Annotated in this window: 20 protein-coding genes and 2 pseudogenes; 20 read left to right on the top strand and 2 right to left on the bottom strand. The window is 36.4% G+C overall.

Going from position 1 to position 24169, the window contains the following annotated elements; all coding sequences use genetic code 11:
• Nucleotides 1-27: 27 nt before the first annotated feature.
• The 9 genes from J7J00_RS15780 to J7J00_RS15740 all read left to right on the top strand — a co-directional run bounded on the left by J7J00_RS15780 (nucleotide 28) and on the right by J7J00_RS15740 (nucleotide 11810).
• Entirely contained in the window at nucleotides 28-1749 is a 1722-nt protein-coding gene (locus J7J00_RS15780) for a glycosyltransferase (RefSeq protein ID WP_286201390.1), read from the top strand.
• Entirely contained in the window at nucleotides 1736-2917 is a 1182-nt protein-coding gene (locus J7J00_RS15775) for a hypothetical protein (RefSeq protein ID WP_214792036.1), read from the top strand. The genes J7J00_RS15780 and J7J00_RS15775 overlap by 14 nt, the downstream gene beginning before the upstream one ends.
• A 416-nt stretch (nucleotides 2918-3333) precedes the next feature.
• On the top strand, nucleotides 3334-4338 hold the full coding sequence (locus tag J7J00_RS15770; protein WP_214792319.1) for an NAD-dependent epimerase: 1005 nt from the start codon (nucleotides 3334-3336) through the stop codon (nucleotides 4336-4338).
• 505 nt (nucleotides 4339-4843) lie between these two features.
• The gene (locus J7J00_RS15765) at nucleotides 4844-5176 is read left to right on the top strand and encodes a hypothetical protein (protein ID WP_214792034.1); all 333 of its coding nucleotides are present in this window, start codon (nucleotides 4844-4846) and stop codon (nucleotides 5174-5176) included.
• On the top strand, nucleotides 5173-6291 hold the full coding sequence (locus J7J00_RS15760) for a glycosyltransferase (protein WP_214792032.1): 1119 nt from the start codon (nucleotides 5173-5175) through the stop codon (nucleotides 6289-6291). Before J7J00_RS15765 ends, J7J00_RS15760 begins: the two co-directional genes overlap by 4 nt.
• 815 nt (nucleotides 6292-7106) lie before the next feature.
• On the top strand, nucleotides 7107-8837 hold the full coding sequence (locus J7J00_RS15755; protein WP_214792031.1) for a phospho-sugar mutase: 1731 nt from the start codon (nucleotides 7107-7109) through the stop codon (nucleotides 8835-8837).
• A gap of 1178 nt (nucleotides 8838-10015) precedes the next feature.
• Nucleotides 10016-10402: a DUF192 domain-containing protein gene (locus J7J00_RS15750; RefSeq protein WP_214792029.1), complete on the top strand. Its 387-nt coding sequence runs from the start codon at nucleotides 10016-10018 to the stop codon at nucleotides 10400-10402.
• A 250-nt stretch (nucleotides 10403-10652) separates the two neighbouring features.
• Nucleotides 10653-11105 carry a YoqH family protein gene (locus tag J7J00_RS15745; protein WP_214792317.1) on the top strand — a complete coding sequence of 151 codons (453 nt, stop codon included), beginning with the start codon at nucleotides 10653-10655 and terminating at the stop codon, nucleotides 11103-11105.
• Between the two features lie 441 nt (nucleotides 11106-11546).
• Nucleotides 11547-11810, top strand: coding sequence for a hypothetical protein (locus J7J00_RS15740; protein WP_214792027.1), 264 nt, complete (start codon nucleotides 11547-11549; stop codon nucleotides 11808-11810).
• A gap of 419 nt (nucleotides 11811-12229) precedes the next feature.
• Here J7J00_RS15740 and J7J00_RS15735 read toward each other — a convergent pair whose 3' ends face one another.
• Nucleotides 12230-13420 (bottom strand): MFS transporter, encoded by a 1191-nt coding sequence (locus J7J00_RS15735; protein ID WP_214792025.1) that lies wholly within the window; start codon nucleotides 13418-13420, stop codon nucleotides 12230-12232.
• A gap of 630 nt (nucleotides 13421-14050) precedes the next feature.
• Here J7J00_RS15735 and J7J00_RS15730 point away from each other — a divergent pair.
• From J7J00_RS15730 to J7J00_RS15700, 8 genes and pseudogenes are all read left to right on the top strand, one after another.
• Nucleotides 14051-14233, top strand: coding sequence for a hypothetical protein (locus J7J00_RS15730; protein ID WP_214792023.1), 183 nt, complete (start codon nucleotides 14051-14053; stop codon nucleotides 14231-14233).
• 115 nt (nucleotides 14234-14348) lie between these two features.
• Nucleotides 14349-14480, top strand: a complete 132-nt coding sequence (locus tag J7J00_RS28140; protein ID WP_220127011.1) for a DUF6254 family protein — start codon at nucleotides 14349-14351, stop codon at nucleotides 14478-14480.
• A gap of 160 nt (nucleotides 14481-14640) precedes the next feature.
• A complete protein-coding gene (locus J7J00_RS15725) occupies nucleotides 14641-14958 on the top strand; it encodes an SDR family NAD(P)-dependent oxidoreductase (RefSeq protein WP_286201389.1) in 318 nt (105 codons plus the stop codon).
• A 271-nt stretch (nucleotides 14959-15229) separates the two neighbouring features.
• Nucleotides 15230-16321, top strand: coding sequence for a GerAB/ArcD/ProY family transporter (locus tag J7J00_RS15720; RefSeq protein ID WP_214792021.1), 1092 nt, complete (start codon nucleotides 15230-15232; stop codon nucleotides 16319-16321).
• A 738-nt stretch (nucleotides 16322-17059) separates the two neighbouring features.
• On the top strand, nucleotides 17060-17884 hold the full coding sequence (locus J7J00_RS15715; RefSeq protein WP_286201388.1) for an SAM-dependent methyltransferase: 825 nt from the start codon (nucleotides 17060-17062) through the stop codon (nucleotides 17882-17884).
• A 319-nt stretch (nucleotides 17885-18203) separates the two neighbouring features.
• Nucleotides 18204-19064, top strand: coding sequence for a transporter substrate-binding domain-containing protein (locus tag J7J00_RS15710; protein ID WP_214792017.1), 861 nt, complete (start codon nucleotides 18204-18206; stop codon nucleotides 19062-19064).
• A gap of 202 nt (nucleotides 19065-19266) precedes the next feature.
• Nucleotides 19267-19755 (top strand): DUF6584 family protein, encoded by a 489-nt coding sequence (locus J7J00_RS15705; RefSeq protein WP_396020566.1) that lies wholly within the window; start codon nucleotides 19267-19269, stop codon nucleotides 19753-19755.
• A 178-nt stretch (nucleotides 19756-19933) separates the two neighbouring features.
• Nucleotides 19934-20250 (top strand): annotated as a pseudogene (locus J7J00_RS15700) (aminoglycoside phosphotransferase); the annotation flags it as partial.
• A 16-nt stretch (nucleotides 20251-20266) separates the two neighbouring features.
• Here the strand turns inward: J7J00_RS15700 and J7J00_RS28135 are convergent.
• Nucleotides 20267-20898, bottom strand: a pseudogene (locus J7J00_RS28135) (IS3 family transposase); the annotation flags it as partial.
• Nucleotides 20899-20937: 39 nt separating this feature from the next.
• On the opposite strand from J7J00_RS28135, the gene J7J00_RS28645 reads away from it, so the two are divergent.
• From J7J00_RS28645 to J7J00_RS15690, 3 genes are all read left to right on the top strand, one after another.
• Entirely contained in the window at nucleotides 20938-21087 is a 150-nt protein-coding gene (locus J7J00_RS28645; protein WP_309487190.1) for a hypothetical protein, read from the top strand.
• 17 nt (nucleotides 21088-21104) lie between these two features.
• On the top strand, nucleotides 21105-21488 hold the full coding sequence (locus tag J7J00_RS15695) for a GNAT family N-acetyltransferase (protein ID WP_309487186.1): 384 nt from the start codon (nucleotides 21105-21107) through the stop codon (nucleotides 21486-21488).
• Between the two features lie 511 nt (nucleotides 21489-21999).
• Nucleotides 22000-23673, top strand: a complete 1674-nt coding sequence (locus J7J00_RS15690) for a M4 family metallopeptidase (protein WP_214792015.1) — start codon at nucleotides 22000-22002, stop codon at nucleotides 23671-23673.
• The last annotated feature ends 496 nt before the right edge of the window (nucleotides 23674-24169 follow it).

The raw sequence follows: 24169 nt of genomic DNA, 5'->3' as shown, positions 1-24169 counted from the left end.
AAGGAGATCATTTATTTGCACACAGTTATGCATCTGAATTTAAGAGTCGACCCGACCCAATATATCTCACAGATTCGAGAAGTTCCTAATTATGATTATATCCATATGGTACGACAACCTAAGTATATGATAGATCTTTCCCTTTTGAATGAGAAAGTTCATTATCTCAATGAAATTTTCTCACCGAAAGAATATGTGAAAAGAAATAATATCTCCCTCTTACATGCTCACCATGGTCAATTAGGGATGTTATTACTTCCTTTTAAAGAGGAAACAAACATTCCGTTGGTAACTAGTATAAGAGGCAGGGATGCAACCCTAGCTAATCAGCCCATTGGCTATCTAGATAACATGAAAAAGCTATTTGATCGAGGTGAGCGTTTTTTACCAGTTTGTCAGTATTTGGCAGATAGGTTGATCGCTTGGGGTTGTCCTTCAGAAAAAATCAGAGTGCTCTATGGGGGCGTTGACCTTAACGAATTCAATTACCGGACTCCCCATAAAGGGGGCTCTCAAAACATTTTATCCATCGGTAGGTTGGTGGAAAAAAAAGGACATCACATCTTAATGCAAGCTTTTCAAAAAATAAGAGGTAAATTTCCAAATGCAACCCTTACGATTATCGGAAGGGGGGAGCTTGAAGAACACCTCATTTCATTGGCAAATGAACTTAATTTAGGTGACTCTTTTCGTTTATTGAATCATCTCCCTAAAGATCAAGTACGAGAACAAATGACTAATGCGGATATATTCTGCGCCGCAAGCTTAGAAGCTGCCGATGGAGATGTAGAAGGTATACCTAACACATTAAAAGAAGCTATGGCGATTGGGGTACCAGTGATTTCGACCAATCATGCCGGGATCCCTGAATTAATAACCAACAATAAAGAGGGGGTTTTAGTACAAGAAAACAATGTAGATGAACTGGCAGATGCTCTTGAATTCATGCTAACTAACAGAGAGATATGGGAAACATATACAGTAGCTGCTCGTCAAAAAGTCGAACAAAACTTTAACCTCGTCCATCAGCTTCAACAACAAGCTGAATTTTATGATGAACTTGTAGCCCCTTATAAAGTAGGTAAACAATATTCAGTAACAACTCGCCAAATAGATAAAAAAACCCTTAAGAAAACTCCACAGCCTCAGCAGCAAGGCAAGTATGATGGCGAAACAATTGCGCCTAGAAAAAAAGTCGATTTAGCCAGAAAAGCCCTTATTTATATGCAACAGCTCCAACAGCTTCCAGAGCTTAAAGAGCTTAAAGAGCTTCCAGAGCTTAAAGAGCTTCCAGAGCTTCAACAGCTACAGCAGCTTCCACAACTCCAGCAGCTCCAACAGCTCCAACAACTCCAACAGCTCCAGCAGCTCCAACAGCTCCAGCAGCTCCAACAGCTCCAACAGCTCCAACAGCTCCAACAGCTCCAACAACTTCAACAGCTTCAAGAGCTTCCACAGCTCCAGCAGCTCCAGCAGCTCCAGCAGCTCCAACAGCTCCAACAGCTCCAACAGTTTCAGCAGCTTCAACAGCAGACAAAAGATAAAGTCAAAGATGAACTTGTAGCATCTAATAAAAATGACAAAAAAGCTAAAATTCAACAGAAAGCTAAATATGAAAAAATAGCATCTCGTAAAAAAGAAAAAAAGGCTCAAAAAGCCGAAAAAGTCAAAAAAGCCCTTAATAAAATTCCACAGTTTCAATATAAGCCCATAGATGAGCAGTTAGGAGGAGATCATGGAGGATTTTAAAACCATTACTGTAACCAAAGGTGAAAAATCTTTGGAAATTCACAATCCCACTACCTATTCGCTGATTGGAATGGGTGCTCAAGGTGCAGTATTTAAACTTTCAGAAGATAAATGTGTAAAAATCTATTCAGACCCCGTACAAGCGAAAATGGAGGAAGAAGCTCTTAAAGCTGGAAAACATCTACCCTTTATGCCATTGGTGTATGAAACAGGTCCAAACTATATAGTCATGGAATATTTTAATGCGCCAACCTTAAAAGAATATCTGAGAAATTGTACGTATATCCCTGATTCTATAGTAAAGAAACTTCTCTATATATTAAAAGAATTAAAACAAGCAAAATTCACCATGATAGATGCTCCCCTACGACATATTTTTGTCGTTGGTAATGAGGAACTTAAGGTGATTGACCATGTAAATTCCTTTAAAAGGATGCACCCTGTACCATTAAAATTATTAAGAGATTTAAAAATAATCCTTTTAAAGGAATCTTTTTTAGCCCAAGTGAAAAAAATTGAACCGGACACCTACAATGAGTGGGAGGATTATTTCAATCAAAATAGTTTGGACTTTAGAAACATTCCCGTCCTCTCAGGAGGGTCAGGTAATGGAGTAAAAGTGGATAGCGCTATAACACAAACTCTCATTGGAAAAGGGCATCAAGGTGCTGTTTATCGAGTGTCTGAAGACGCATGCGTTAAACTTTACGGAAAAACTGAACATGCCAATCAGGAAAAAATGGTTCTTTTATCAAGTCAAGACTTGCCTTTTATCCCGAAAGTCTTTGAAACAGGACCAAATTATATTTTAATGGAATATCTATTAGGACCAGATTTAAATACGTTTCTTAAAAAACAATCTGTACTTTCTGAGGACATAACAAGACGATTACTCAATATATTAAAAACAATGGAAAAATCAGGTTTCAAACAAATTGATGCCCCATTACGGCATATTATCATAACCAGGAATGGTTTTAAATTAGTCGATCATGTGTACTCGTTTTCACGTGAACAAAAAAGGCCACTCGAGTTATTTAAAGACCTGCGAGAAAGAAATTTTTTAGATTCTTTTTTGGAACAAGTGAAGGCGATAGATCCTGGTACGTATGCTGAATGGACAAAAACGCCAATCCCATTAACTGAAAATGATAATAAGCTTGTATAGTCATAGTTATGTAACTGGAATCTAACGAAAAAAGGTATTACGCCTATTTTGTTGAGGTTTTAGTTATCACAAAAAAAGAGCATATCAAAACCTATGATGATTTTGCTTTCAACGGTTTCCAAGATTGTTTTAGCTTAAACTTCATTCGTAAATGCTTGTTCTTAGCGGGTATAAGAGTGAAAAACTCATAAGGCTTAAAGCGAAAAAGGATATCATGTCATTCGTGAATTACGAATAAAACGTACGTAAGTCTCTCCACAATGAAGATGTTGAGTTTGCTTCCTCTTTATATCCGTCATAGTGAACTTTGTTCTGTTGCTGTAAGGGTCAAAAGTATAAATATATAAATAATGCTTACTCGTGTTCCAAAAAGGTGTCAAAATCCTATTGTAATAGAAAGGATTGGAATTAATGTTATGAACATTTTAGTAACAGGGGCTGCAGGATTCATTGGTTTCCATTTAACAAAACGTTTGTTAACCCTAGATATCAATGTTATAGGAGTAGACAATATTAATGATTATTATGATGTTATTTTAAAAAACAATCGACTCAAGATATTAAAAGAAAACCCTGATTTTGAATTCCACAAATTGGATTTGTCTAATAATGAAAAGTTAAATCAATTATTTAAAGACAGAACCATTGATATAGTCATCAACTTAGCTGCTCAGGCTGGAGTACGTTATAGCATAGACAACCCGGATTCTTATGTTAATTCCAACCTGGTTGGATTTGTAAATATCTTAGAGGTCTGTCGACAAAATAATGTAAAGCACTTAATTTATGCATCTTCCAGTTCTGTATATGGAGCAAATACAAATATCCCCTTCTCAACCAAAGACCCAGTGGATCATCCAGTGAGTTTATATGCTGCCACTAAAAAGTCTAATGAATTAATGGCTCATACTTATAGTCATTTATATAATATTCCAACCACAGGACTCCGTTTCTTTACGGTGTATGGTCCATGGGGGAGACCTGATATGGCTTATTACTCTTTTACTAAAAATATTATTGAAGAGAAAACAATAAAGGTTTTTAATAATGGAGATATGAGAAGAGACTTTACTTATATTGATGATATTGTTGAAGGAATAATCCGATTACTTGATAAACCACCGGTTTATAATACTGGATGGGATCGAGCTAACCCTGATCCAAGTTCAAGCTATGCTCCATACAAAATTTATAATATCGGTAACAATAATCCCATAAAATTAATGGATTTCATTATCACATTAGAGAAACTAATTGGAAAAAAGGCAAAAATAGAATTCTTACCGATGCAACCGGGAGATGTTAAGGAGACATATGCAGATATTGCCGATTTGCATGCTGATGTGGGGTTCTACCCTTCAACAACAATAGAACAAGGTTTAACTCATTTTGTAAATTGGTACAAAAAGTACAATAAATAAGGAAAAAAGAAGCAGTGAATTTTACTAAGTGGGATTTTAGTGGATAAAAAATAATGATGGAATCTCTGCTTCAGTCAGAAAGGTAAAAAAAACTTCAAACACCTCTATTTGATAAGAATAACAAAAGATAAGGTAATGGCGTCAGGCCTTGAGAAAAAATAACCGGCATAGGTCAAGTTTCAATAACGTTGAAAACAATCAAACGATCCACCATCAAATATAGCTGTCATTGACGCCATTTATTTTTTCTTGTTTTTTAAAAAATCCTTGAGTTGGTATGAAAGGGCAATTAACGAATACCATTAAAATTAGAAAATGTCTATGTGAAAACGATAAATGGAGACAGATTCGATATAAGTAGATTTGAAGTGTGCATGGCAGTACAGTTCAAAATAAATAAAAATATAATGTGTAAAAATCCAAAATCAAAAAAAGAGAAGGGTAAATAACATGCATGCAAAAAGATTAATTATAAATCTGTAAGTTAATAAAAGGAGAAAGTAATTTGAACCCTGAAAATATGAAAACACCATTGGAAGCTCTTAAGGAGTATATAGATTTTCTCATGAGGTACCTTACATGTAAGTCTACAAAAGATCCTCTATTAAAATTAAATCCTCTGTTTGAAAACTACTTTAACGTTTGTTCTGAAGACCTACCATACAAAGATATATATATAGCTGATTCCATGTTCACTCATGAATTTCACAAGCAAGTGAAACAAATTGGAGAGCAAGGAAAAATAAAAAAATTAGGCAATTATCAAGAACTATTAGTTTTAGCAGGACGCGAGAAGAGCAAATATGAATTTCTAGTAAAAGGGACTGAGGCAGGATGAAAACCATTGCTTATTTTGTAAGTGAAAACATTAAAACACACCAACGTTTTATATATAATCAAATCGTAAAAATAAGTAGCTATCGCTCAATTGTAATCGGCCCATTCGAAAATACCAACCATACAGAATTCCCCTTTGAAAACTACTATAATTTAAACAAGATTAAAGATCTAGAAAATTTCTTCAAAGAACAAGAAATCATAGCCATTCATGCTCATCACGGAAGACATGGACAAGAAATTTTGCCTGTATGTGAAAAATATAATATCCCATTGATTGTTAGCATTAGAGGGCGCGATGGTTCTGACAGACCAGAAATTTTTAAAAAAAATGCTAAGCGATATTCATCATTAATTAAACATGGTGCACATTTTTTTCCTGTTTGCCAATATCTTGCACAAGGATTAAGAAGTTTTGGAATTCCGGACGATAAAATTCATGTGTTATATGGTGGTATCGAATTGGATCTTTTCGCCTATTCTACCCCCACTCTACCTATAGAAGGCGAAATAAGAGTTTTATCTGTAGGTAGACTTGTAGACAAAAAAGGATTTATTACTCTTATAAAAGCATTTAAAAGGATTTATAAACAATATCCAAATGCTAAACTGCATATTATTGGAACAGGTGAAGATGAGAATAAAATTAAATCGGTCATTACAGAATTTAACCTTAAAGATGCTGTGATTCTTAGAGGAGCTATGGATTCAAAACAAGTTTCGAACGAATTGAAAAAAGCTCATATCTTTTGCCTTGCAAGTCAGACTGCTAAAAATGGTGATATCGAAGGCATTCCTAATGCCTTAAAAGAAGCAATGGCTAGCGGTTTACCTGTCGTTTCCACTCAACATGCGGGAATCCCTGAATTAATTGAACACCAGAAAACAGGATACCTAGCTCCAGAAAAAAATGATATTGAGTTAGCGAAAGGCATACAATTCTTTTTAGAACATCCAGAGGTTTGGAACGACTATACGGAAAGAGCACGGAAAGTCATTGAAGAAAACTTTGATATCAATAAACAAATTATGGAGCAACAAAGATTATATTCTCTCGTTAATACAACGGAAACGGAACAGAAAACGGAAACGGAAACGGAACAGAAAACGAAATAGAAAACGGAAACGGAACAGAAAGCGGAAACGGAACAGAAAGCGGTAAACGAAAAGAAAACGAAAAAAAAGAAAAAATAAATCAAGTAAGGAAAACTTAAAAACAGTTACGAAAAAACAAGCCGGATACCCAATAGTTTATTATTTAAGAGGAGTGTCATGGGTTATATTGAATATCTACGAAGTTTGTGGGAAAATGCAATTGATTTTAATAGGGGCAAAAGTATTAATATTTAATCCACTTGTGCAGATTTCATTACAATTTCGAACAGATACAAAAGTACGGGGATTACCAGGGGGACGTATGGAGTAAGGAGAATCATTAACTGCATTGCCAGAAGTAAAAGAAGAAACAAGTTTAACGATTGGTGGATTACAATTTTAAAAAGTTTTATCAGGCTTGAACTATTTTTTTGATCAATTCTATTCTGTTAACGCTTATTATAAAACAAATGAAATTATCGAAGGAACCTTAAAACCGGATGGTATAGAGGAAAGTGCTGTACAATTCTTTCCAATAAACAGCTGCCAAAAGATATGGATCCCGATATCATAAAAGAAATTTGTAATTATTCAAGATTTCGCAACTGAATTTTTTCGAAACCAGCCGTAATTTTTCGCTCTTCTTAAAAAAGCAGTAATGAAGAACAAATGACGCTCTTTCCAAAGAATTGGTTGGGAATATTAATAAATCGTAATCAACAACTTTGGAGGGAGGACATTTGGTTTTCATACTCAATTGATCTCCTACAATGTGTACTAAGATCAAAGGGTAAAGAAATGCCAAACAAAGCAAAACTGGAAGGAGCTGTATTTTAATGGGCTGGAAGCATTTGTATGATATTTGGACAAGTTACCCCAATTTAAATCATGAAATACGTTTATTGCTTGAAGAAATGAAGGATGATGAAATAGTACTTGAAGACGCCTTTTATAAAAATTTGGAATTCGGGACGGGTGGTATGCGAGGGGAAATTGGTCCAGGTACGAATAGGATGAACATTTATACCGTGCGAAAAGCGACTGTAGGACTTGCTGAGTATATTCAATCGTTTGGAAACGAGGCAAAATCAAGGGGAGTCGTAATTGCATACGATTCAAGACATAAGTCTCCCGAATTTGCATTGGAAGCAGCCAAGACTTTGGCAACAAAGGGAATTAAGGCTTATTTATTTGATGAATTACGGCCTACCCCACAGCTCTCTTTTTCCGTACGTAAGCTGGGTGCATTTGCCGGTATCGTCATTACAGCAAGCCATAATCCGCCTGAATATAATGGTTATAAAGTGTACGGATCTGACGGGGCACAACTACCTCCCGAAGCGGCGGATCAAGTCATTAATTACGTGAATGCGATTGAAAGTGAGCTTTCCATTGTAGTTGAGGAAGAAGAAATCCTAAAGGACAAAGGACTCATTCAAATCATCGGGGAGGAGATGGATACTGCATATAATGAGCGTTTGCTCACTATTCCGGAAAATCCAAAGTTAGCAGACGAAATCGATGTAAAGCTCGTGTTTACACCGCTTCATGGTACAGCTAATAACTCAGTAAAACGTGCCTTGCATGATCTAGGATATCGGAATGTCCATATTGTTAAAGAACAGGAAATGCCCGATGCTAACTTTCCTACTGTTAAAGTGCCTAATCCAGAGGAACATGCTGCTTTTGAATTGGCCATTGCACTTGGAAACCGCGTCGACGCTGATTTATTGATTGCCACCGATCCGGATGCGGATAGGCTCGGAATTAGCGTGAAAAATAATGCTGGAGATTATGTCGTATTAACAGGCAACCAAACAGGCGCTCTCTTTTTGGATTATATAATTTCACAGAAACAAAAGAAAGGGACCCTTCCAGAAAGTGGAGTCGTATTAAAGACAATCGTGACTTCAGAAATAGGAAGGGCGATTTCTGAGCAAAATGGTTTAAAAACCGTAGATGTTTTAACTGGATTTAAATTCATTGCTGAAAAAATCAATGAATACCACACAAGTGGAGAACATACTTTCCTGTTTGGCTATGAAGAAAGCTATGGATATCTAATCAAAGATTTTGCTCGAGATAAGGATGCCATACAGGCTACTATTCTGGCAGTGGAAGTCTGTGCCTATTACAAAAAGCAAGGCAAAACGATGTACGAAGGTTTACTGGATGTTTTCGATAAGTATGGATATTACTTGGAAGGTTTGCAATCGTTGACTTTAAAAGGAATTGAAGGTGCCAGACAAATTGAAGCGATTCTCAATGAATTCCGTGAAAATCCACCAGATCAAATCTCTGGTCTTCAAGTAGTGGTTCAAGAGGATTATCTCAGCAGGAAAAAATACATGTTTGCGTCAAATAGGAAAGAGGCCATCAAGCTCCCAAAATCGAACGTATTAAAATACTTTCTTGAAGATGGCACATGGGTATGTTTACGACCTTCCGGAACAGAACCTAAAATTAAATTTTATTTCGGTGTTAAAGGAAGCTCGATGAAGGAAGCGAAAGGGAAATTATCCATCGTTATGAAAGACTTTATGCGAAGTATCAATAAAATGCTTTAAATAAGGCATTCAGAGATCTTCATAAAAAACCAGGGTCAGCATTCATTGTGTAAAGAAATGCGGACCCTTTTTTGTCTATCATTAGATTAGTATTGTTTTCTAAATCTAGCACACAGCCTTTCGGAGTCATAAATCCTCTACTAGAAATCAAGATTCCGGTAGGTCGTCCTTAGGCCTTTCCGCGTTGAATCCCAACATGGTTTGGGTAAGGGGGTGTGCGTGTTAGGTTATATGGGGCTGATGCTGATATTTATTACTATTCGACACTAATTGGAATATTGAGCATATAATATACTATTCCAATCCAATTCTCCAAATCCCCCCTAAATAGTAGCCTTGCTGATACCGTATGACGTTACGTAGTACAGTTGTACAGGCCCTAGGATGGACCTTATGAAAGGTGCTAAATGGGGAGGGTTTTTTAAAAGGGTCCTTATTGACGGTCATGGTGAGGCCATCCCCGATGAGAAAAGTCAAATAAGAAAAGAACTTTTAAAGATGAAGTCTTAAAACGTAAAACTAGAACATTTAACATAATACATAAAATCAACATTCAAACAAAAGAACTTCCCCATATTTAACTATTGCATAGTATTGTTATAAAGATATATTTTATTTAGCTTGCATACCCCGAACTGGTTCCATCCTGGAGACTTGCCGAAATTACTAAAGTTTCTTAACTAGTGGTGGTGATCATTGCTCTTTTTACCCTCTACAGAGCCTAATTTGATATTTGTCAAGCACCTTTTTAATTTGATTATTTGTCTAGCTCATTCTTCAATAATACTTCTGCGATATGGAGCAAGCTTACGCAATTCTCGCTGATTTCGATCAGGGACAGCTTTCCTATGTTGTGCGTTAACAACTAATAATTCCATTTCGCAAGCTTTAATTAAGTTCATGAAAGGTTTCCAATACCACGTCTGTGCTTTCATATTGTTGCTGTGATTATTGAAACAGAGTATTAAATTTTAAATCATAGAATAAGTATTAGAAGTGAAACGGTGCTTCGTTAGTTATTTTTTTCATCTTGTATTCGTTTTATCTCAACTTTCTTCCTTTTTATTATTAGGGAATAGACGTTTTTTCGAAAAAAGATAATTTCAATCTCATGAACTTTTTTTAAAAAGACCTTAAATTTCTTTCCTGCTTATAATAATACTCAAAGGTGAGTGAACATGAAAAATATAATAAAAAGAAAAATGATAAAAATACTTAGTGGAAACAAGGAAATTAGATTAACCGTTCAAGTTGCAGATACTCAAAGAAAAAGAGAAAAGGGCTTAATGTTTGTTGGGAAATTACCCGAAAATGAGGGGATGTTATTTGTGTTTTCAGAAGAAATATATGGTGGCTTTTGGATGAAAAACACATTAATTCCTTTATCTATTGCTTTTCTTGACTCAGCTGGGGAAATTCTGAAAATACTTGATATGGAGCCTTGTAAAGAGTATATATGCCCTACCTATGATCCAGAAATATCATATCATTATGCAATTGAAGTGAATCTTGGATGGTTTGAAAAGAATCAAATTAAAGTAGGGGATTATGTTAAACTTGGTTGATTTCATATCATCTCACCTCACCTTTAGTTCTTAGAGGTGAGTTTTAAATGGATATTTTTGTTAATGTTACTCGAGAGATTGTCAAGAATTGTACTTAAACAAAATAAGGTGCTTTAAACTTTATTACCAGGAGCTGTTCAGCAGCTCCTTTTCTTATGCAACTAGAGAGGCAGGTTATTTGAATAAGGACTATCTATATTTAGATCATAATGAGGGTAAAATAACCAAAATAATTGAAAGAGGTGTTGGTATGAAACAAATTGTTTTGGGCATATTTATTATCTTAACTTTTGTCATTTCTCCTATACAAACAAATGCAACAACTTTGCCTTGTAGTATCGTATTGGATCCAATTGATAAAAAGCTTACAAATTCAAAGGGAACAGCATTGGTTTATAAAGTGCAGTTGCGCCCACCAAGTTTTGCACGAACGAATATAAGTATTCTTGGGGTACACCTTCCAGAACCATCTTCTTATGGGAATTACGATAGCTATGAAGGTTTTGCTTTTATACCAGACGAAATTAGTTGGCGTTTCAGCCTTTATCCTACTCCAGAAAAAGATAGTCCAACTTGGGCTGGAAGATTTGATGAAATTACAGCGAAGATGGAAAATGTAGAAGTGCATGTGCGTCTTTCTAATTCAAAAACTGAAAAATTGGGACCCACTATATTAAGAAGTAATATCAAAAACTGTAAGTAGCTATGGAACTAACGGATACTTTCGTATTCTAAGGTCGTCCAGTAAAATTACTGGTTGACCTTTTTTTAATAGAATCTATTTTATCAGTAGCCAGGGTAGGACATACGGGTGTGTGGGACTTAATCCCGTGAAGTAAATTGTCCGCCAGAAACATGTTTAAGGCTGGTTGTACTTAGATTCGAATAACAAGCGAAGCTATGACACTGCATGGAGGAATTTGGTTAGTAAGTAGAGGAGGAAAATTGGAAGGTTTTTTTATTGTTGTTAAAGGAATATCCTACTTCAGAGGCGGTATTACAGCTGGAGAAAGTAGACTAGCAGAGAGTATTATTGAGTTCTGTCCTAACAACTTTTGAAGTAGCAGAATGGTCAAGCAACTCATTCATCATAAAGAAATATTTAGTTGATACACATGAAGAAATGAACCTTTTATTCAGTAATATGATTTCGGTATTTTGTGAAAAGACATTTGGTCAGCCACCGGAAAGAATAGAGATATTCTCGCTTATGGAAGGTAAAATAGAAACTTATATTCCTACCTTGAAGGATGTTTCGGATGGAATGGAATATCTCAACATAATCAAGAATCTTTTACAAGAACCCAAAAAGTATTTGAAAACGGATTCCTTAACAGTTTGCAAAAGCTGCTCTTATCAAAAAAGATGTTATGAAGGTATGAATATAAATCAAGAAAGATTTAATTAGTCAATAATCTTGTTCAGAAAATCCAGGATTATAGCGATGTGGACAAAGTTGACGGTGAACAAGTACTTAAATTTTAACATCTTGCGTATATAAAGGATGATTTAATATTAAGCGGGTTGCGATTAGGTAATTAATTCTAATAGAATAATATGATAAGAAAAATTCAATGGAAAACCTGCCAACGTGTCAATCGTTGCCTGTATTAATAAGTTGCTTCATTGGAATTACGTACTTTTAAAGAGAATTTTGCCTGATTAACATAAACAGAGAAAAACCCTTCCAAAAAGTTTTTGGAAGGGTTTTTGGGCAGGTTTCTTGTATTAAATACCACATTGTTTCACTGCTGCAATTTCACTACTCGTTTATTATACCATTGCAGGTACCATAGGAAGCATACCAAGGCGCTCAAAGCTTCTCTCTTATGCTAGTTTCGTTTGTTTTTGGTCTAAGCGATGACTTAGGAAAGTTAGAAGACTTGCAAAGATAGCAACCAACCCACCTACCAATGTAACACTCATCAAATTTCCCTGATGGTAAACAACTCCGCCTAATGCAGAACCAAAGGCGATACCGACATTGCTTGCTACTGGCATCAGTGAAGCAGCTAGTCCAGTAGCTTTTGGTTGATAAATGCCGGCAAGATCTATCAAATAAAGCTGGGTAGATGTTGTTAAAAGGATGGCCATTAATGACATCAAGCTAATATTAACCAATCCAAAGATTAAGTTATCTGTGGTCCAATATAAACTGATCAGAACAATTGCTTGAACGAGAAAAACAAACCGGAGGCGTCCGATAGCATTGTGGCTTGCAATTTTACCCGCGAGTATGTTACTGAAAATGGAAATAAATCCGTAGCCAAACAAGATCAAACTAATTGAATTACTTGGTGCTTCCATTCCTTTCAAGATCGGAACAAGATACGTATAAACGGCATACGTTGCACCAAATCCAAGAGATGGAATGAAAAAAGCCATTAAGATTCGTGGGTGTGTTAACAAAGAAAATTGCTCACGCATTGAACTGCGAAATGTACTGTGCATAGTAGGCAAAATGAAAAAAGATGCCAAAAACGCAATTCCACCGAGAAAAGTAGTTAACAGAAAGGTTGCATTCCAGTCGTACCAATCAGCGATGACAGTGCCTATTGGTACCCCAATAACATTTGCAAGAGTAAAACCACCGAAAACGAATGATATAGCAAGTCCACGTTTTGCGATTGGCATGGTTTCGCTTGCAACAATCATGGCAAGCGAAATTAAAACTCCTGTTACGATCGCGGTCATCATCCGAAGAGCAAGGAGCATGATGTAGCTCGTCGAAAATACGCACAAAGCATTCAGGATGATGAACGAACCTATCAAAAACAACATCCATTTACGTTTTGGAAAATGGCTTGTTGCCGACATCACGAGTGGTGTCGCAATGGCAAACGTAATCGCAAACGCAGAAACGAGTGTACCTGCTTTTGCATTTGTAATATGGAGACTCGAGGAAATATCGGTTAAGATCCCGATGATAACAAATTCGCTTGTCCCGAGAACAAATGTTAATAAAGTAAGTGTTAAGATGAGTAACCAATGTCGCTTGGATAATTCTGTGTCGTGCATAAATACCTCTTTTCTTAGATGAATGTAAATGTGTCACAGGGTAGATAAACAATCTAACTATCATAACATAAAAAATATTTATGAGGAAAACCCTTGCTTAGTTATCGTTTGTTATTTCTTACTAAAAAGCTTGTACCCGAACACTAATTTTACTGTAACCTGTTTTGTCAAAACGGTTTAAAGGGAAAAGCATAAGGACCTTGATGGTTAATGAAAATAAGCAAAAAAAACAAACGGGAACAATGGAAAAAGAAAGTTAAGGATAATCTGAAGAGGGAAGCTGTCATAAATATCTTAGAAAAAACGGGAGACCTAGCATGCTAAAGTCAATAATACTTACACTTTAAACATCAGTGATGGAAGGATGATAAGGAACATATAAATGGGAAGTCTGTTGTCATTAATGGAAAAAAACAAGTCAAGAAATTCTGGTGTTAAGTTAATTTCAAACACCTTATGTGAAAACGGCAACATTGTAGGTATGTAACTTATAAAATAACCGAACCGGAACGTATTATTCACTTTGGCTTTTACCCGAATTACATGACAGATTCATGTTACTAACGGTTTTAATTCGGGGTATATTTCTTCTTTCTGATCTCATACTAAAAATAAGAAGGAGGGGTATCCATGGCAAAACGAAAAAAGAAAAATGATGCAGACCAAAAGAACAAACAAGGATTCAATTCAAGCAAAACTGATTCAGAATTTTCTCAAGAATTTGGCAGTGCAAAAGCTAATCAAGCACATAAAAATAAAGCAAAAAAAGAAAAAGCATCTAAAAATCAAGGTGAGTGGAAAGGCATGCATTAATTAATACTTGCTAGACTCGAACTGATGATAAGTGATGACTGCACCGAGTACAAAGGGTAGAGGCTTTTCATGCTTTAAACTGTTTACTGAACTTTATGTAAAGGAGCTTATTTAGATGACTCAATCTAAGCGACAAGAAGAACGCCAATGGAAAGATCGTAAACAATCGCAGAATCCACATGGTAAGGTTAAATCATTTGAACAATTAGCTGAAGGCATGGGCAAAAATGAATCTGAAAATAAGTAAAACTGCTTAAGAATGAGAGGCTATCCCAAAGGGTCAGAGGCCCACATAATAGTGAGATCACTTCCTTGGGGGTACCTCTCTTTGTCGTTACCCATGCTAAAAAAATGGTTGAATTAAATGTAAAAGGAACTATCGTTAATACAGCATCAATCTATGGAACATGGCAGCTGTTGGAAGCTTTAATTACAACGCAGCTAAGGCAGCTGTGATTATAATGTCTAAATCTGGGGCATTAGAGTTAGCTGAACACGGTATCCGAGTTGTAGGGGTTGCTCCAAGATTCACTGATACGTCAATACTTGGTGACAATGAAGAAGTGAAAAATGCTCTAGCTGCACAGCATATGCGGGGAAGCTCATCCAACCAACCGAAGCAAGTGGCCAGCGTAGTTACGTTCTTGTTTAGTGAAGGAGATAGCGAAATTAATGGTCAAACAATTCCTGTTGACGATGGTTTCCTAAGTTTCAAATCTAAATAAGAATTTCTTTAAAAAAGACTTAATGGTGTAAATTCAAAAATTCTCGATTTTACACTGTATTTTTATGTATTTATAGTGAATCAGTTTTTTAGGTAGAATTGTATACCGACTCAAATAGGAATGTAACCTTCCTTTTAGAGCAGTCGTGTGATTGTGATTAGTTTATTGAGGGAGGTTCGAACTGTACTGTTTGTATCCTTTGAATAAATTACTCCTGTATAAGCCAGATTATTAACATAGGAAATACGGGTGATATAAATGAGGGTACATTATGAACCAAGCTGGTGTGAATGAAAAGTATAAGGTATCGCCATTCTATGTGTTTTTTTTACTGCATTCCATGCAAACAGGATTAGGCGTGTTGAACTTCCAAAGAGATTTAGCCAAGGCGACGGGGACGGATGGCTGGATCTCCATACTCCTAGCCGGACTGATTGTTCATATATTAATTTGGATTATATATAAGATTTTCAGTATTGTTCCCGGTGATATCATTTCTGCTAATAATAATGCATTGGGTAAATGGGTTGGGAATTTCTTTAGTCTCTTATTCATTCTGTACTTTTTCGCCCTTGGAATGACGATCATAATCGGCTATATAAATGTCATTCATGTTTGGATGTTTGAAGAGGTACCTTCTTGGGCATTTGCTTTGGTTTTCCTGGTCCTGATTTATTACATCATTACGGGAGGGTTCCGAACCATTACGGGTATTGCCTTTTTAAGTGTAATTGTTTCATCCTGGCTTTTATTTGTACCTCTATATGGTTTTAAATACGCTGATTTCACCAGTTTTCTCCCTGTTTTCGATCATACGTTAATCGAAATAATGAAAGGAACCAGAAGTACTTCATTATCAATGCTTGGTTTTGAAATGATCCTGATGTTTTATCCGTTCATCAAAAATCCTGAAACATCACAAAAATATGCTCATAGAGGAGCCTTGACTACTACGTTATTGATCCTATTACTTTATTTTGTTTCGACAGTCTTTTATTCACAGGACCAGTTGGTCCTTACCCTATGGCCAACACTCTCATTGACCAGTGTCATTGAATTTCCGTTTATTCAACGTTTCGAATACATAACTGTTTCTTGGTGGAACATCGTTATTATATCTAACATGGTCATTCCTTTGTGGGCTGCCAGCAGGGGTGTCAAGCGCTTATTCAACGTCCAACAAAAGTATCCCTTATGGGTAATGTCCATAATCATACTACTCGTCAATATATTCTTTTTCGATGTCGATTCCTTATTTATATTAAATAAATTGATCAATCCATACAGCGTGTCCTTCCTTGTTTTATACTTGCCTCTTCTTTTGGTTTTACTAAGCATAAAAAAGCGGAGGAAGCGTTTATAATCCAATTATCATTTATATAAAAAAAGAATTAATAATATGTAACTCAGACAAAACTCGAAGAAAAGAGAGTTTGCCTGCATTTTATTTTATTTAAAAACGTTCCAGTTGATTCCCGAAATAAGCGACATTTCCGCCGACTGTCTGCCAAGCCTCCTTGCCGGTAATGTTGATAATTACCTCCACAAAATCGTGAAATATAATATTACTTTAAACAGGAGTTGCTTTGGCAGCTCCTTTTCTTATGGAGCAAACAGGGCAGGTTAGTTAAAGGAGGGTATGAGGGGCAGTTTAGTTCAATAACTGGATATTGTCTTTTAAAGTATAATATTGGTAGATATCCAAGGTAATACTGTTGGAACTTGAAGAGAAATTTGGACCAATGTTAGATGAAAACAACCAGTTACCACAACTTAAAGGCATTTCCCTGGATGTACTCATAAATGATATCATGGCGATGTTATAAGCATGATTAAATCTTTATGCTACCAGTTAACAGATAAACAATTAAATCAACAAGTTGAATATGAAAATGGTAACGAAGCCACTAGGGGTATTTGGCACATAGTAGATCATAATTGATATCATCAAGCTCATATTAGCCAACTGCATAAATGGTTTAGCCAAAGTAGAGATGTTCGTTTTTTGTGACGGGTGCTTTACTTCAATAAGGGAGATTGCTGGGGGCAGCCTTTTCATTGTTGATGAACCAATGCACAATAAATGTGGGGTGAATTATACTTGAAGTCATTTCAACTAAACGAAAAAACAATATCCTTTTTATCGAAATATCAATTATTTGAGGATGATTTGATACAACAAGTTCAGTTGCAGCACCGTTTGGAATTAGTAAAAGCATTTGGGATTCAAAAAGGAATGCGTGTATTAGAAATAGGTTGCGGGCAGGGGGATACAACCGTTGCATTAGCCGACGCAGTAGGAGAAAACGGATGTGTTGTCGCAATAGATATTGCTAGTCCCGATTACGGAGCACCGTTAACTTTAGGTCAAGCAACAGAACGTATTAAGAAATCTCTAATAGGAGAACGTATTGACTTCCATTTCGAAATGGATTTTGATTTTTTTGAATCAACTATACCATTTGATGTGGCAGTATTATCCCATTGTTCATGGTATTTCAAGCAACCAGAAGATTTATTGAATTACTTTAGAAAAATTCGTGGTTTAGCAAAACATATATGTTTTGCAGAATGGGACCTCGATTTTACCTGCATTACGCAACGTTCCCATTTTTGTGCAGTTTCCATTCTGGCATTGTATTCAAACTTCGTAAAGAATGAAGGAAATATCCAAAACTTGTTTCATAAAACTCAAATACACCAGCTACTCCAGCAAGCAAATTTTGAAGTGGTGAAACAACTTACAGTCGATGCAACCTTATTACAAGACGGTCAATGGGAAAAAAGTTATGCAAATAGTATACGTGCAGAATTTATTAAAGTTCCTTCCATGATACAAACGTTGATAACTAGTTATTATGAATTGATGAACACATCAAATGGAAATGAGAATTCATTAAATAGTTTCATTGTTTGTGCAAAGTAATAAGTTCCTCATTTGAAGAAATGCATTTCGGAATTTGTATGAATATACTGCAACTAACGAGATAAAGATCCGGAGCTTCCGTATTGATTGCTTTTTTGGTTATAGAATTAACAGGTGGTTCAGCTCCACAAATAATTAAATTAGGACTGCACATTTTAGAAATGTCTAAAATGTGCAGTCCTTTTCATATTAACTGTTGCGCTAATTTAACCTTAATATAAAAAAGTGTTTGTTTTAGAAGGTGATTCATTTATTTTGTTGTATTTTTAATAATTGGTAGATTAATTAAAAATATAGAAAAAAATGGAGGTAAATTCACATGTTTAACAATTGGAAAAAAACACTAATGGCTGGAGTGATCAGCTTATCCTTGCTAGGTACAGGGTACGTCGGTCACGATCTGATCTCCTCGCAAAACGTCTCGGCTGAACCGGCATCAGAAAAGGCCCCAGGGCATTTGAAAAAAGTCGAGGCTTCCCAGCTTGATGAAATAATCAAACGTGGATACATTCGGGTAGGAATGACCGGCGACTACAAACCTTTTACCTATTTGAATCCGGAAACAAATGAGTATGAAGGCTTTGACGTGGACGCTGTCAGAGAACTTGGCAAAGACCTTGGTGTGAAGGTGGAATTTGTCGCTACCACATGGCCTGCGATGTTGAATGACCTGGAAGCGGACAAATTCGATATCGCAGTGGGCGGTGTGACTCGCAATACAACGAGACAAAAAAGCGCTTATGTATCCCAAGGTTACCTTTCATTCGGTAAGGTGCCTTTAATTCGCAAAGAAGATAAAGACAAGTATCTTACCATTGAGGATATTAACAAGCCATCTGTACGCATCGGCGTAAATCCAGGCGGAACAAACGAAGAATTTGTCCGTCAGTATCTAAGTAAAGCTAACGTAACCGTTGTAGAAAACAACCTTGATATCCCACATCTTGTTGCAGATGGTACGTATGATGTCATGATCACTGACACAGTAGAAGCAATGCTGTATGCAAAAGCTGATCCCAGACTGTATGCGGCTCAAACTGACAAACCATTCACAAACAGTGAAAAAGGTTATATGATCCCGAGAGGTGATTTCATTTATGCAAGCTACTTGGAAATGTGGATGGATGAAATGAAGGTACAGGGAAAATTTGATGCCCTCTACAAAAAGTGGATGGAATAGAATATAGAGGTGTGTGGTCAGTTTTTAGGGTAGATTTTTTTGTAAAAATAAAAACAGAAGAGTAAGTTACTTCTCCTTTTTCTTCAGGAAGTATAGGGACGGGTTAAAGGAAAAAGGAACAATTCTATCTATTAAGAAATAAATAGAAAAAATTTGTTTCGGATTATTTCGACTGTAAAAGAAAGATGAAGGAGGAGTACTCATAGAAAAAATACCTGTTAAAACTTTAAAGAAGATAGAAGAGGACATTAAAAATAATGATTTAGGAAAAGCAAGAGATAGAATACACGGGTTAATTATCACCTTTCCAGATGAATTAGAACTCCGTAAAAAGTTAGGCGATATTTATTTTGCATTAAAATATCCCTCGATGGCCGGTCGATATTGGTATCTAGAAAAGAATAAGACACCTGAAATGGTAGATGCGTGCATTCAGTTCGAAAAATCCATGGGTAACGATCCTAATAGAATTGCCAGAGTTCTAAAGTTTAAAGGAGATAGTGAAATTATAAAAGGACTGCAAGATCAGGCAATATCTCCTATACAAAATAAAGTTAAAGAAAAATTGACGGAAGAACCTGATGAGACATTGGAGGATAAGTTAGTTACTATTGGGTGTATCACGATATTAATATTAATCATTTTCTTTACATTAATCGGAATTTACACTCTCTTTAGCTGGATTTTTTGACCCCTGGAATCGTTCTTCAAGAAAGATATTTATAGTAGTTGTTCTTCAGCCAACAGTCCTTTACTTCATTACCAGGAGCTGATCAGCAGCTCCCCTTTTGCAACAAACGAGGCAGGTTAGTTTAACAAACAGGATTTAATTTGCGGGTTAAAGAAAGTCAGATTAGGGGGATATTTAGATGTCAAACAATGAAAATGAAGAAATGCTTACAGGAGGGAATGTCTCTAACGTTTATCGTTCGGGAGATACTGTGCGACGGGAATTGAAGCCAGAAAGTCCTAAAGTTCATAAGCTATTAAAGCATTTGGAGAACAAAGGTTTCAGTTATGCTATGCCCCAAAGTTTTTAGGTATTGATGAAAAAGGAAGAGAGATATTATCATTTATTGAAGGAGAAGCTGGTATTCATCCTCTAAAAGAATACATGTGGTCTGATGATGTCTTAATGGAAATAGCGAAAATGCTCCGTCTTTATCATGATTCTGTCAGCGATTTTTCATTTGATTTGACTATGTTAAATCGCTGACCACTACTTTTTTTCTTTTTCTTGTAGAAATTCCCGATTTAATTCGTTAGCCTGGTCTGATTCGTTACATGAGGTCTTTTGCGGTTTGTACTGAGCGACTGTATAAGAGGAAACAAGCCCCTGTTCATTCATGATCCGGCCAATTCGCCTTCTGGAGACCATAAGGCCTCTTTTCTTTAATCTTAATCTTACGTGTTCCGTACGCCTTACGGTTTTTATTAAAAATGTCTAAAATAGCGTTTGTGACATCGTCTTCTGAGGTTTGTTCTTTTGCTTATTAGTAGTAATAGGTGCTTCGTGAAAGCTCTAGGACGCCACACATTGCTGATACCGAGTATTTATCTTTGTTCCGTTTGATGACATTTACTTTCGTCCTACTATCAGCGCGGCTTGCTTTAAAATATCATTCTCCATCTGTAACTTCTTCAGTTCTTTTCGTAGTTTAATAAGTTCTTGTTCCTCAAGAGAACGGTTATCTTTTTCTTTAAAAGAACCTGTGTTTTCACTCTGTTGTATATACCGGTCTAAAGAAGAAGGAGTAAGTTCATATTCTTCAAGAGCCTTACGGTTTTTCCCATTTAGATAGAGTCTCTGTCCAGATAAGTGTAGAAGATTCAGGGCAGGATTTACATTTTGTAGGTAAAGGGAGTCGATTGAATGGGATATGTTCGTGAAAAATTAATGATCACGACAGAAAGGCTCGTCCTTAGATTATTTCAAACATCCGATGCGACAGCGGTTGCGACGCTTTGCAATAACTATAATATTTCAAACATACATTGTATCTGCCTTATCCGTATAGTTTAAACGATGCATTGTCGTGGATGGAGCACCATTACGATAATTTTATGGCGGATAAATCGTATGAGTTCGCGGTAACAGACAAAGAAACTGGCGAATTATTTGGAGCAATTGCGTTATCGAACAATAAACGTTTTAACCATGGAGAAATAGCCTATTGGACTGACGAGCCATATTGGGGAAATGGCTATGTGACAGAGGCAGCGCAGTCGATTTTACAATTTACTTTTGAAGAAAAGAAACTGCACAAAGTGTTTGCGCGATATTTTCCATCGAAACTTGCTTCGGGGAAAGTTATGGAGAAGATTGGTATGAAAAAAGAGGGAATTTTAAATGAACATGTCATAAAAGACAGTAAATATGTAGATTTAGTATATTACGGAATTATTAATGAAAATGATGAATAATTAACATGCGAAATTAAGAAGTGGGGGCGATTATTACTTATTCTCCATTCGAAAAAATAAGAGTATTCGAGTTTCATTTCGAATACACTATTAATTGAAGAAAATCAACTAAATTGGAAGGTGCCTGGCACTTCTTTTCTTGGGACTGACCCAAATGTCGCTAACTCTCCTAAAACCTTACGGCATGTCCGTGCATCATGCCCGCAAAGCTTCCGTGTCAAACCGGCTATCATTATACCTATTATAATGCATATTCATTAACTAGCTAGCTAAGATTCTACTTTTTATAATTAGTTTAAATTAGCTACAAAAAAAGTATAGAAAATCCGATAAATTTAGAGGTGTTTTTAATTTCATCACCATGTCAAGTGGTGAATTGTACCTACCATAAGATAGCATCTGGGTTTTTCTTAATAGTTTTTATAAAATTATAATAATTCCGATTATTCTTGTGAATTAACTTTTATTAATCTATAATAAAGTCGATGGAAAAAAATGGGGGGTATCGATATTGAAGAAAAAGTTTATTGTTCCTGCAGTTCTATCGTCAGCGTTGTTGGTAGGTTCTATCCCAGCCGGTAATGTATTTGCGAAGCCGGTTGATTTGAAGGTGGCTAGTAGTGTACAAGCTTCTAAAAAGTGGAATGAGAAGGCAAGCGTTCCTGTTTTTGTGAAGGAGCGATTTGCTGAGAAATTCTCTTCTAGCAACCCGTCCAATGCACTAAATTATTTAAAGAAAAACGAAGGTAAAACCGGAATTAAAAATCCAGATAAAAACCTAAAAGTAAAAGATTCACAAAAAGATAAACTCGGTATGACCCACGTTCGCTTTAATCAATCAATAAATGGAGTGAACGTAGAAGGATCCGAAGTTATTGTTCATTTTAATACGAATAATGAAGTCGTATCCGTCAACGGAAGAGTAAATCAGGCGATTGCCGATGATGATGCGGTGGACACGACTGCCTCCTTAAGCAGTGATGCAGCACTAAAGCAGGCACTATCATCTGTCAATGCCCCTGAAGAGCTAACGTATAAGCCAGCTTCTGAGCTTGTAGTCTATCCTTTTAAAGGAGAGAATCATACAGCTTATAAAGTGAATGTTAACTTCATGGGGGATGAGCCTGGCAACTGGTTTGTCTTTGTGGATGCAAACACGGGAGAAATCATCGATAAGTATAATGGTTTAATGCATGCTGATGAAATGAAAACACAAAAAGGTGCTGGAAAAGGGGTACATGGTGCTCACAGGGAATTACATATTACCCAAGTGAAGGAACCTAAATCTGGAACTCAGTTTGCGTTAGCTGATTACTCTCATAATGGTCTTGATGGAATACTTACGTATGATGCTAAAAATGATAATAGTTCCAGTAATGATACTCTATATGTGGGGAATTCTGCTGCATTTATCGGAGACTATGATCGGGCTCTTGTCGATGCACACTATAATTCGGAAAAGGTATATGATTATTACCTTAATGAGCATGGCCGAAATTCTCTTGACGGTGAAGGAATGGCAATCATTTCTAAGGTCCACTATGGCAATAATTACAACAATGCATCCTGGAATGGGCGTTGGATGACCTATGGGGATGGTGACGGTGAGTTCTTTATTTCACTATCAGCCGGTCTTGACGTTGCTGCCCACGAAATGACTCATGGCGTCATCACTCATACAGCAAATTTAGTTTACCGCAATCAATCTGGAGCACTAAACGAATCATTTGCTGACGTCTTTGGTGCACTTGTTGACGACGATGATTGGGAAATGGGTGAGGATATTATGGCACCAGCTGCTAAAGCTGACGGTGTAACGAGATTGCGCAGCTTGAGTAATCCAAACAGTGTTGTAGTAAGTAATGCGGAAAGAGCTGCATATGGCAGTGGAGTCTATCCCGCTCATATGGATGAATTTTATCACATGCCAACTTCGGTAGATGGCGGCGGTGTCCATGTTAACTCCTCGATTACAAACCACGCTGCATACTTGATTGGTCAAGAAATTGGAAGGCACAAGTTAGGACAAATCTACTATCGTGCAATAAGCGTTTATTTAACGCCAAATTCCGATTTTAGTGACGCTCGTAAGGCTATTGTTCAGTCTGCAATTGATATTTATGGTGAAGGCAGCAAGGAAGAGGCTGCAGCTGCTGCCGGATTTGATTCGGTGGGAATTTACTAAGTATATAATTGGATCCGCCCGCAGGAATCAATATTTTTAGCGGATTTTAGAAGAATGTTGAAGTGCGTTTTATGTTCCCCCCAGAATAAGAGTTTGGGGGATTTTTTGTTATGGTCTCGCCAGCAGCCCATGTGTTGCCAAATACACTCTGGACACGTGGAGTGCTGTTCACTACTTGTAAGGAAAGATAAATAAGAGATGTAACAGTGATTAAAGAGCCTTTTGTAAGGCTCTTTAATTTTATTAAGTATAGAGGGTTTTAAATAGATTGCTTATATTAACAATACATAGATAAATACTGACCTCTATGCTGCCAGAGATGGACATTGTTTCGGGTTATAACAGATTCAGTTTGAGAATTCCATTTCTGGTTGTGGTGGTTAAACCATTGCAATAATACACCCTAATCGCATCGCTAATTCGTTGTCTTTGAACTACAGTAAATCGGTTATCAACATCAAAATAAACAAATGGAGGTAAATTCGTGATGCCGTCT

The sequence above is a fragment of the Bacillus sp. ISL-4 genome, assembly GCF_018613275.1.
Classification (GTDB): domain Bacteria; phylum Bacillota; class Bacilli; order Bacillales; family DSM-1321; genus Peribacillus; species Peribacillus simplex_E.
This window is presented reverse-complemented; position numbering and strand designations above follow the sequence as displayed.

What these genes read in the sequence shown, in the direction of transcription:
- J7J00_RS15780 (WP_286201390.1), top strand. Translation starts at nt 28, where the DNA reads ATGCATCTGAATTTAAGAGTCGACCCGACCCAATATATCTCACAGATT.
- J7J00_RS15775 (WP_214792036.1), top strand. Translation starts at nt 1,736, where the DNA reads ATGGAGGATTTTAAAACCATTACTGTAACCAAAGGTGAAAAATCTTTG.
- J7J00_RS15770 (WP_214792319.1), top strand. Translation starts at nt 3,334, where the DNA reads ATGAACATTTTAGTAACAGGGGCTGCAGGATTCATTGGTTTCCATTTA.
- J7J00_RS15760 (WP_214792032.1), top strand. Translation starts at nt 5,173, where the DNA reads ATGAAAACCATTGCTTATTTTGTAAGTGAAAACATTAAAACACACCAA.
- J7J00_RS15755 (WP_214792031.1), top strand. Translation starts at nt 7,107, where the DNA reads ATGGGCTGGAAGCATTTGTATGATATTTGGACAAGTTACCCCAATTTA.
- J7J00_RS15750 (WP_214792029.1), top strand. Translation starts at nt 10,016, where the DNA reads ATGAAAAATATAATAAAAAGAAAAATGATAAAAATACTTAGTGGAAAC.
- J7J00_RS15745 (WP_214792317.1), top strand. Translation starts at nt 10,653, where the DNA reads ATGAAACAAATTGTTTTGGGCATATTTATTATCTTAACTTTTGTCATT.
- J7J00_RS15740 (WP_214792027.1), top strand. Translation starts at nt 11,547, where the DNA reads ATGATTTCGGTATTTTGTGAAAAGACATTTGGTCAGCCACCGGAAAGA.
- J7J00_RS15735 (WP_214792025.1), bottom strand. Translation starts at nt 13,420, where the DNA reads ATGCACGACACAGAATTATCCAAGCGACATTGGTTACTCATCTTAACA.
- J7J00_RS15730 (WP_214792023.1), top strand. Translation starts at nt 14,051, where the DNA reads ATGGCAAAACGAAAAAAGAAAAATGATGCAGACCAAAAGAACAAACAA.
- J7J00_RS28140 (WP_220127011.1), top strand. Translation starts at nt 14,349, where the DNA reads ATGACTCAATCTAAGCGACAAGAAGAACGCCAATGGAAAGATCGTAAA.
- J7J00_RS15725 (WP_286201389.1), top strand. Translation starts at nt 14,641, where the DNA reads ATGGCAGCTGTTGGAAGCTTTAATTACAACGCAGCTAAGGCAGCTGTG.
- J7J00_RS15720 (WP_214792021.1), top strand. Translation starts at nt 15,230, where the DNA reads ATGAACCAAGCTGGTGTGAATGAAAAGTATAAGGTATCGCCATTCTAT.
- J7J00_RS15710 (WP_214792017.1), top strand. Translation starts at nt 18,204, where the DNA reads ATGTTTAACAATTGGAAAAAAACACTAATGGCTGGAGTGATCAGCTTA.
- J7J00_RS28645 (WP_309487190.1), top strand. Translation starts at nt 20,938, where the DNA reads ATGGGATATGTTCGTGAAAAATTAATGATCACGACAGAAAGGCTCGTC.
- J7J00_RS15695 (WP_309487186.1), top strand. Translation starts at nt 21,105, where the DNA reads ATGGAGCACCATTACGATAATTTTATGGCGGATAAATCGTATGAGTTC.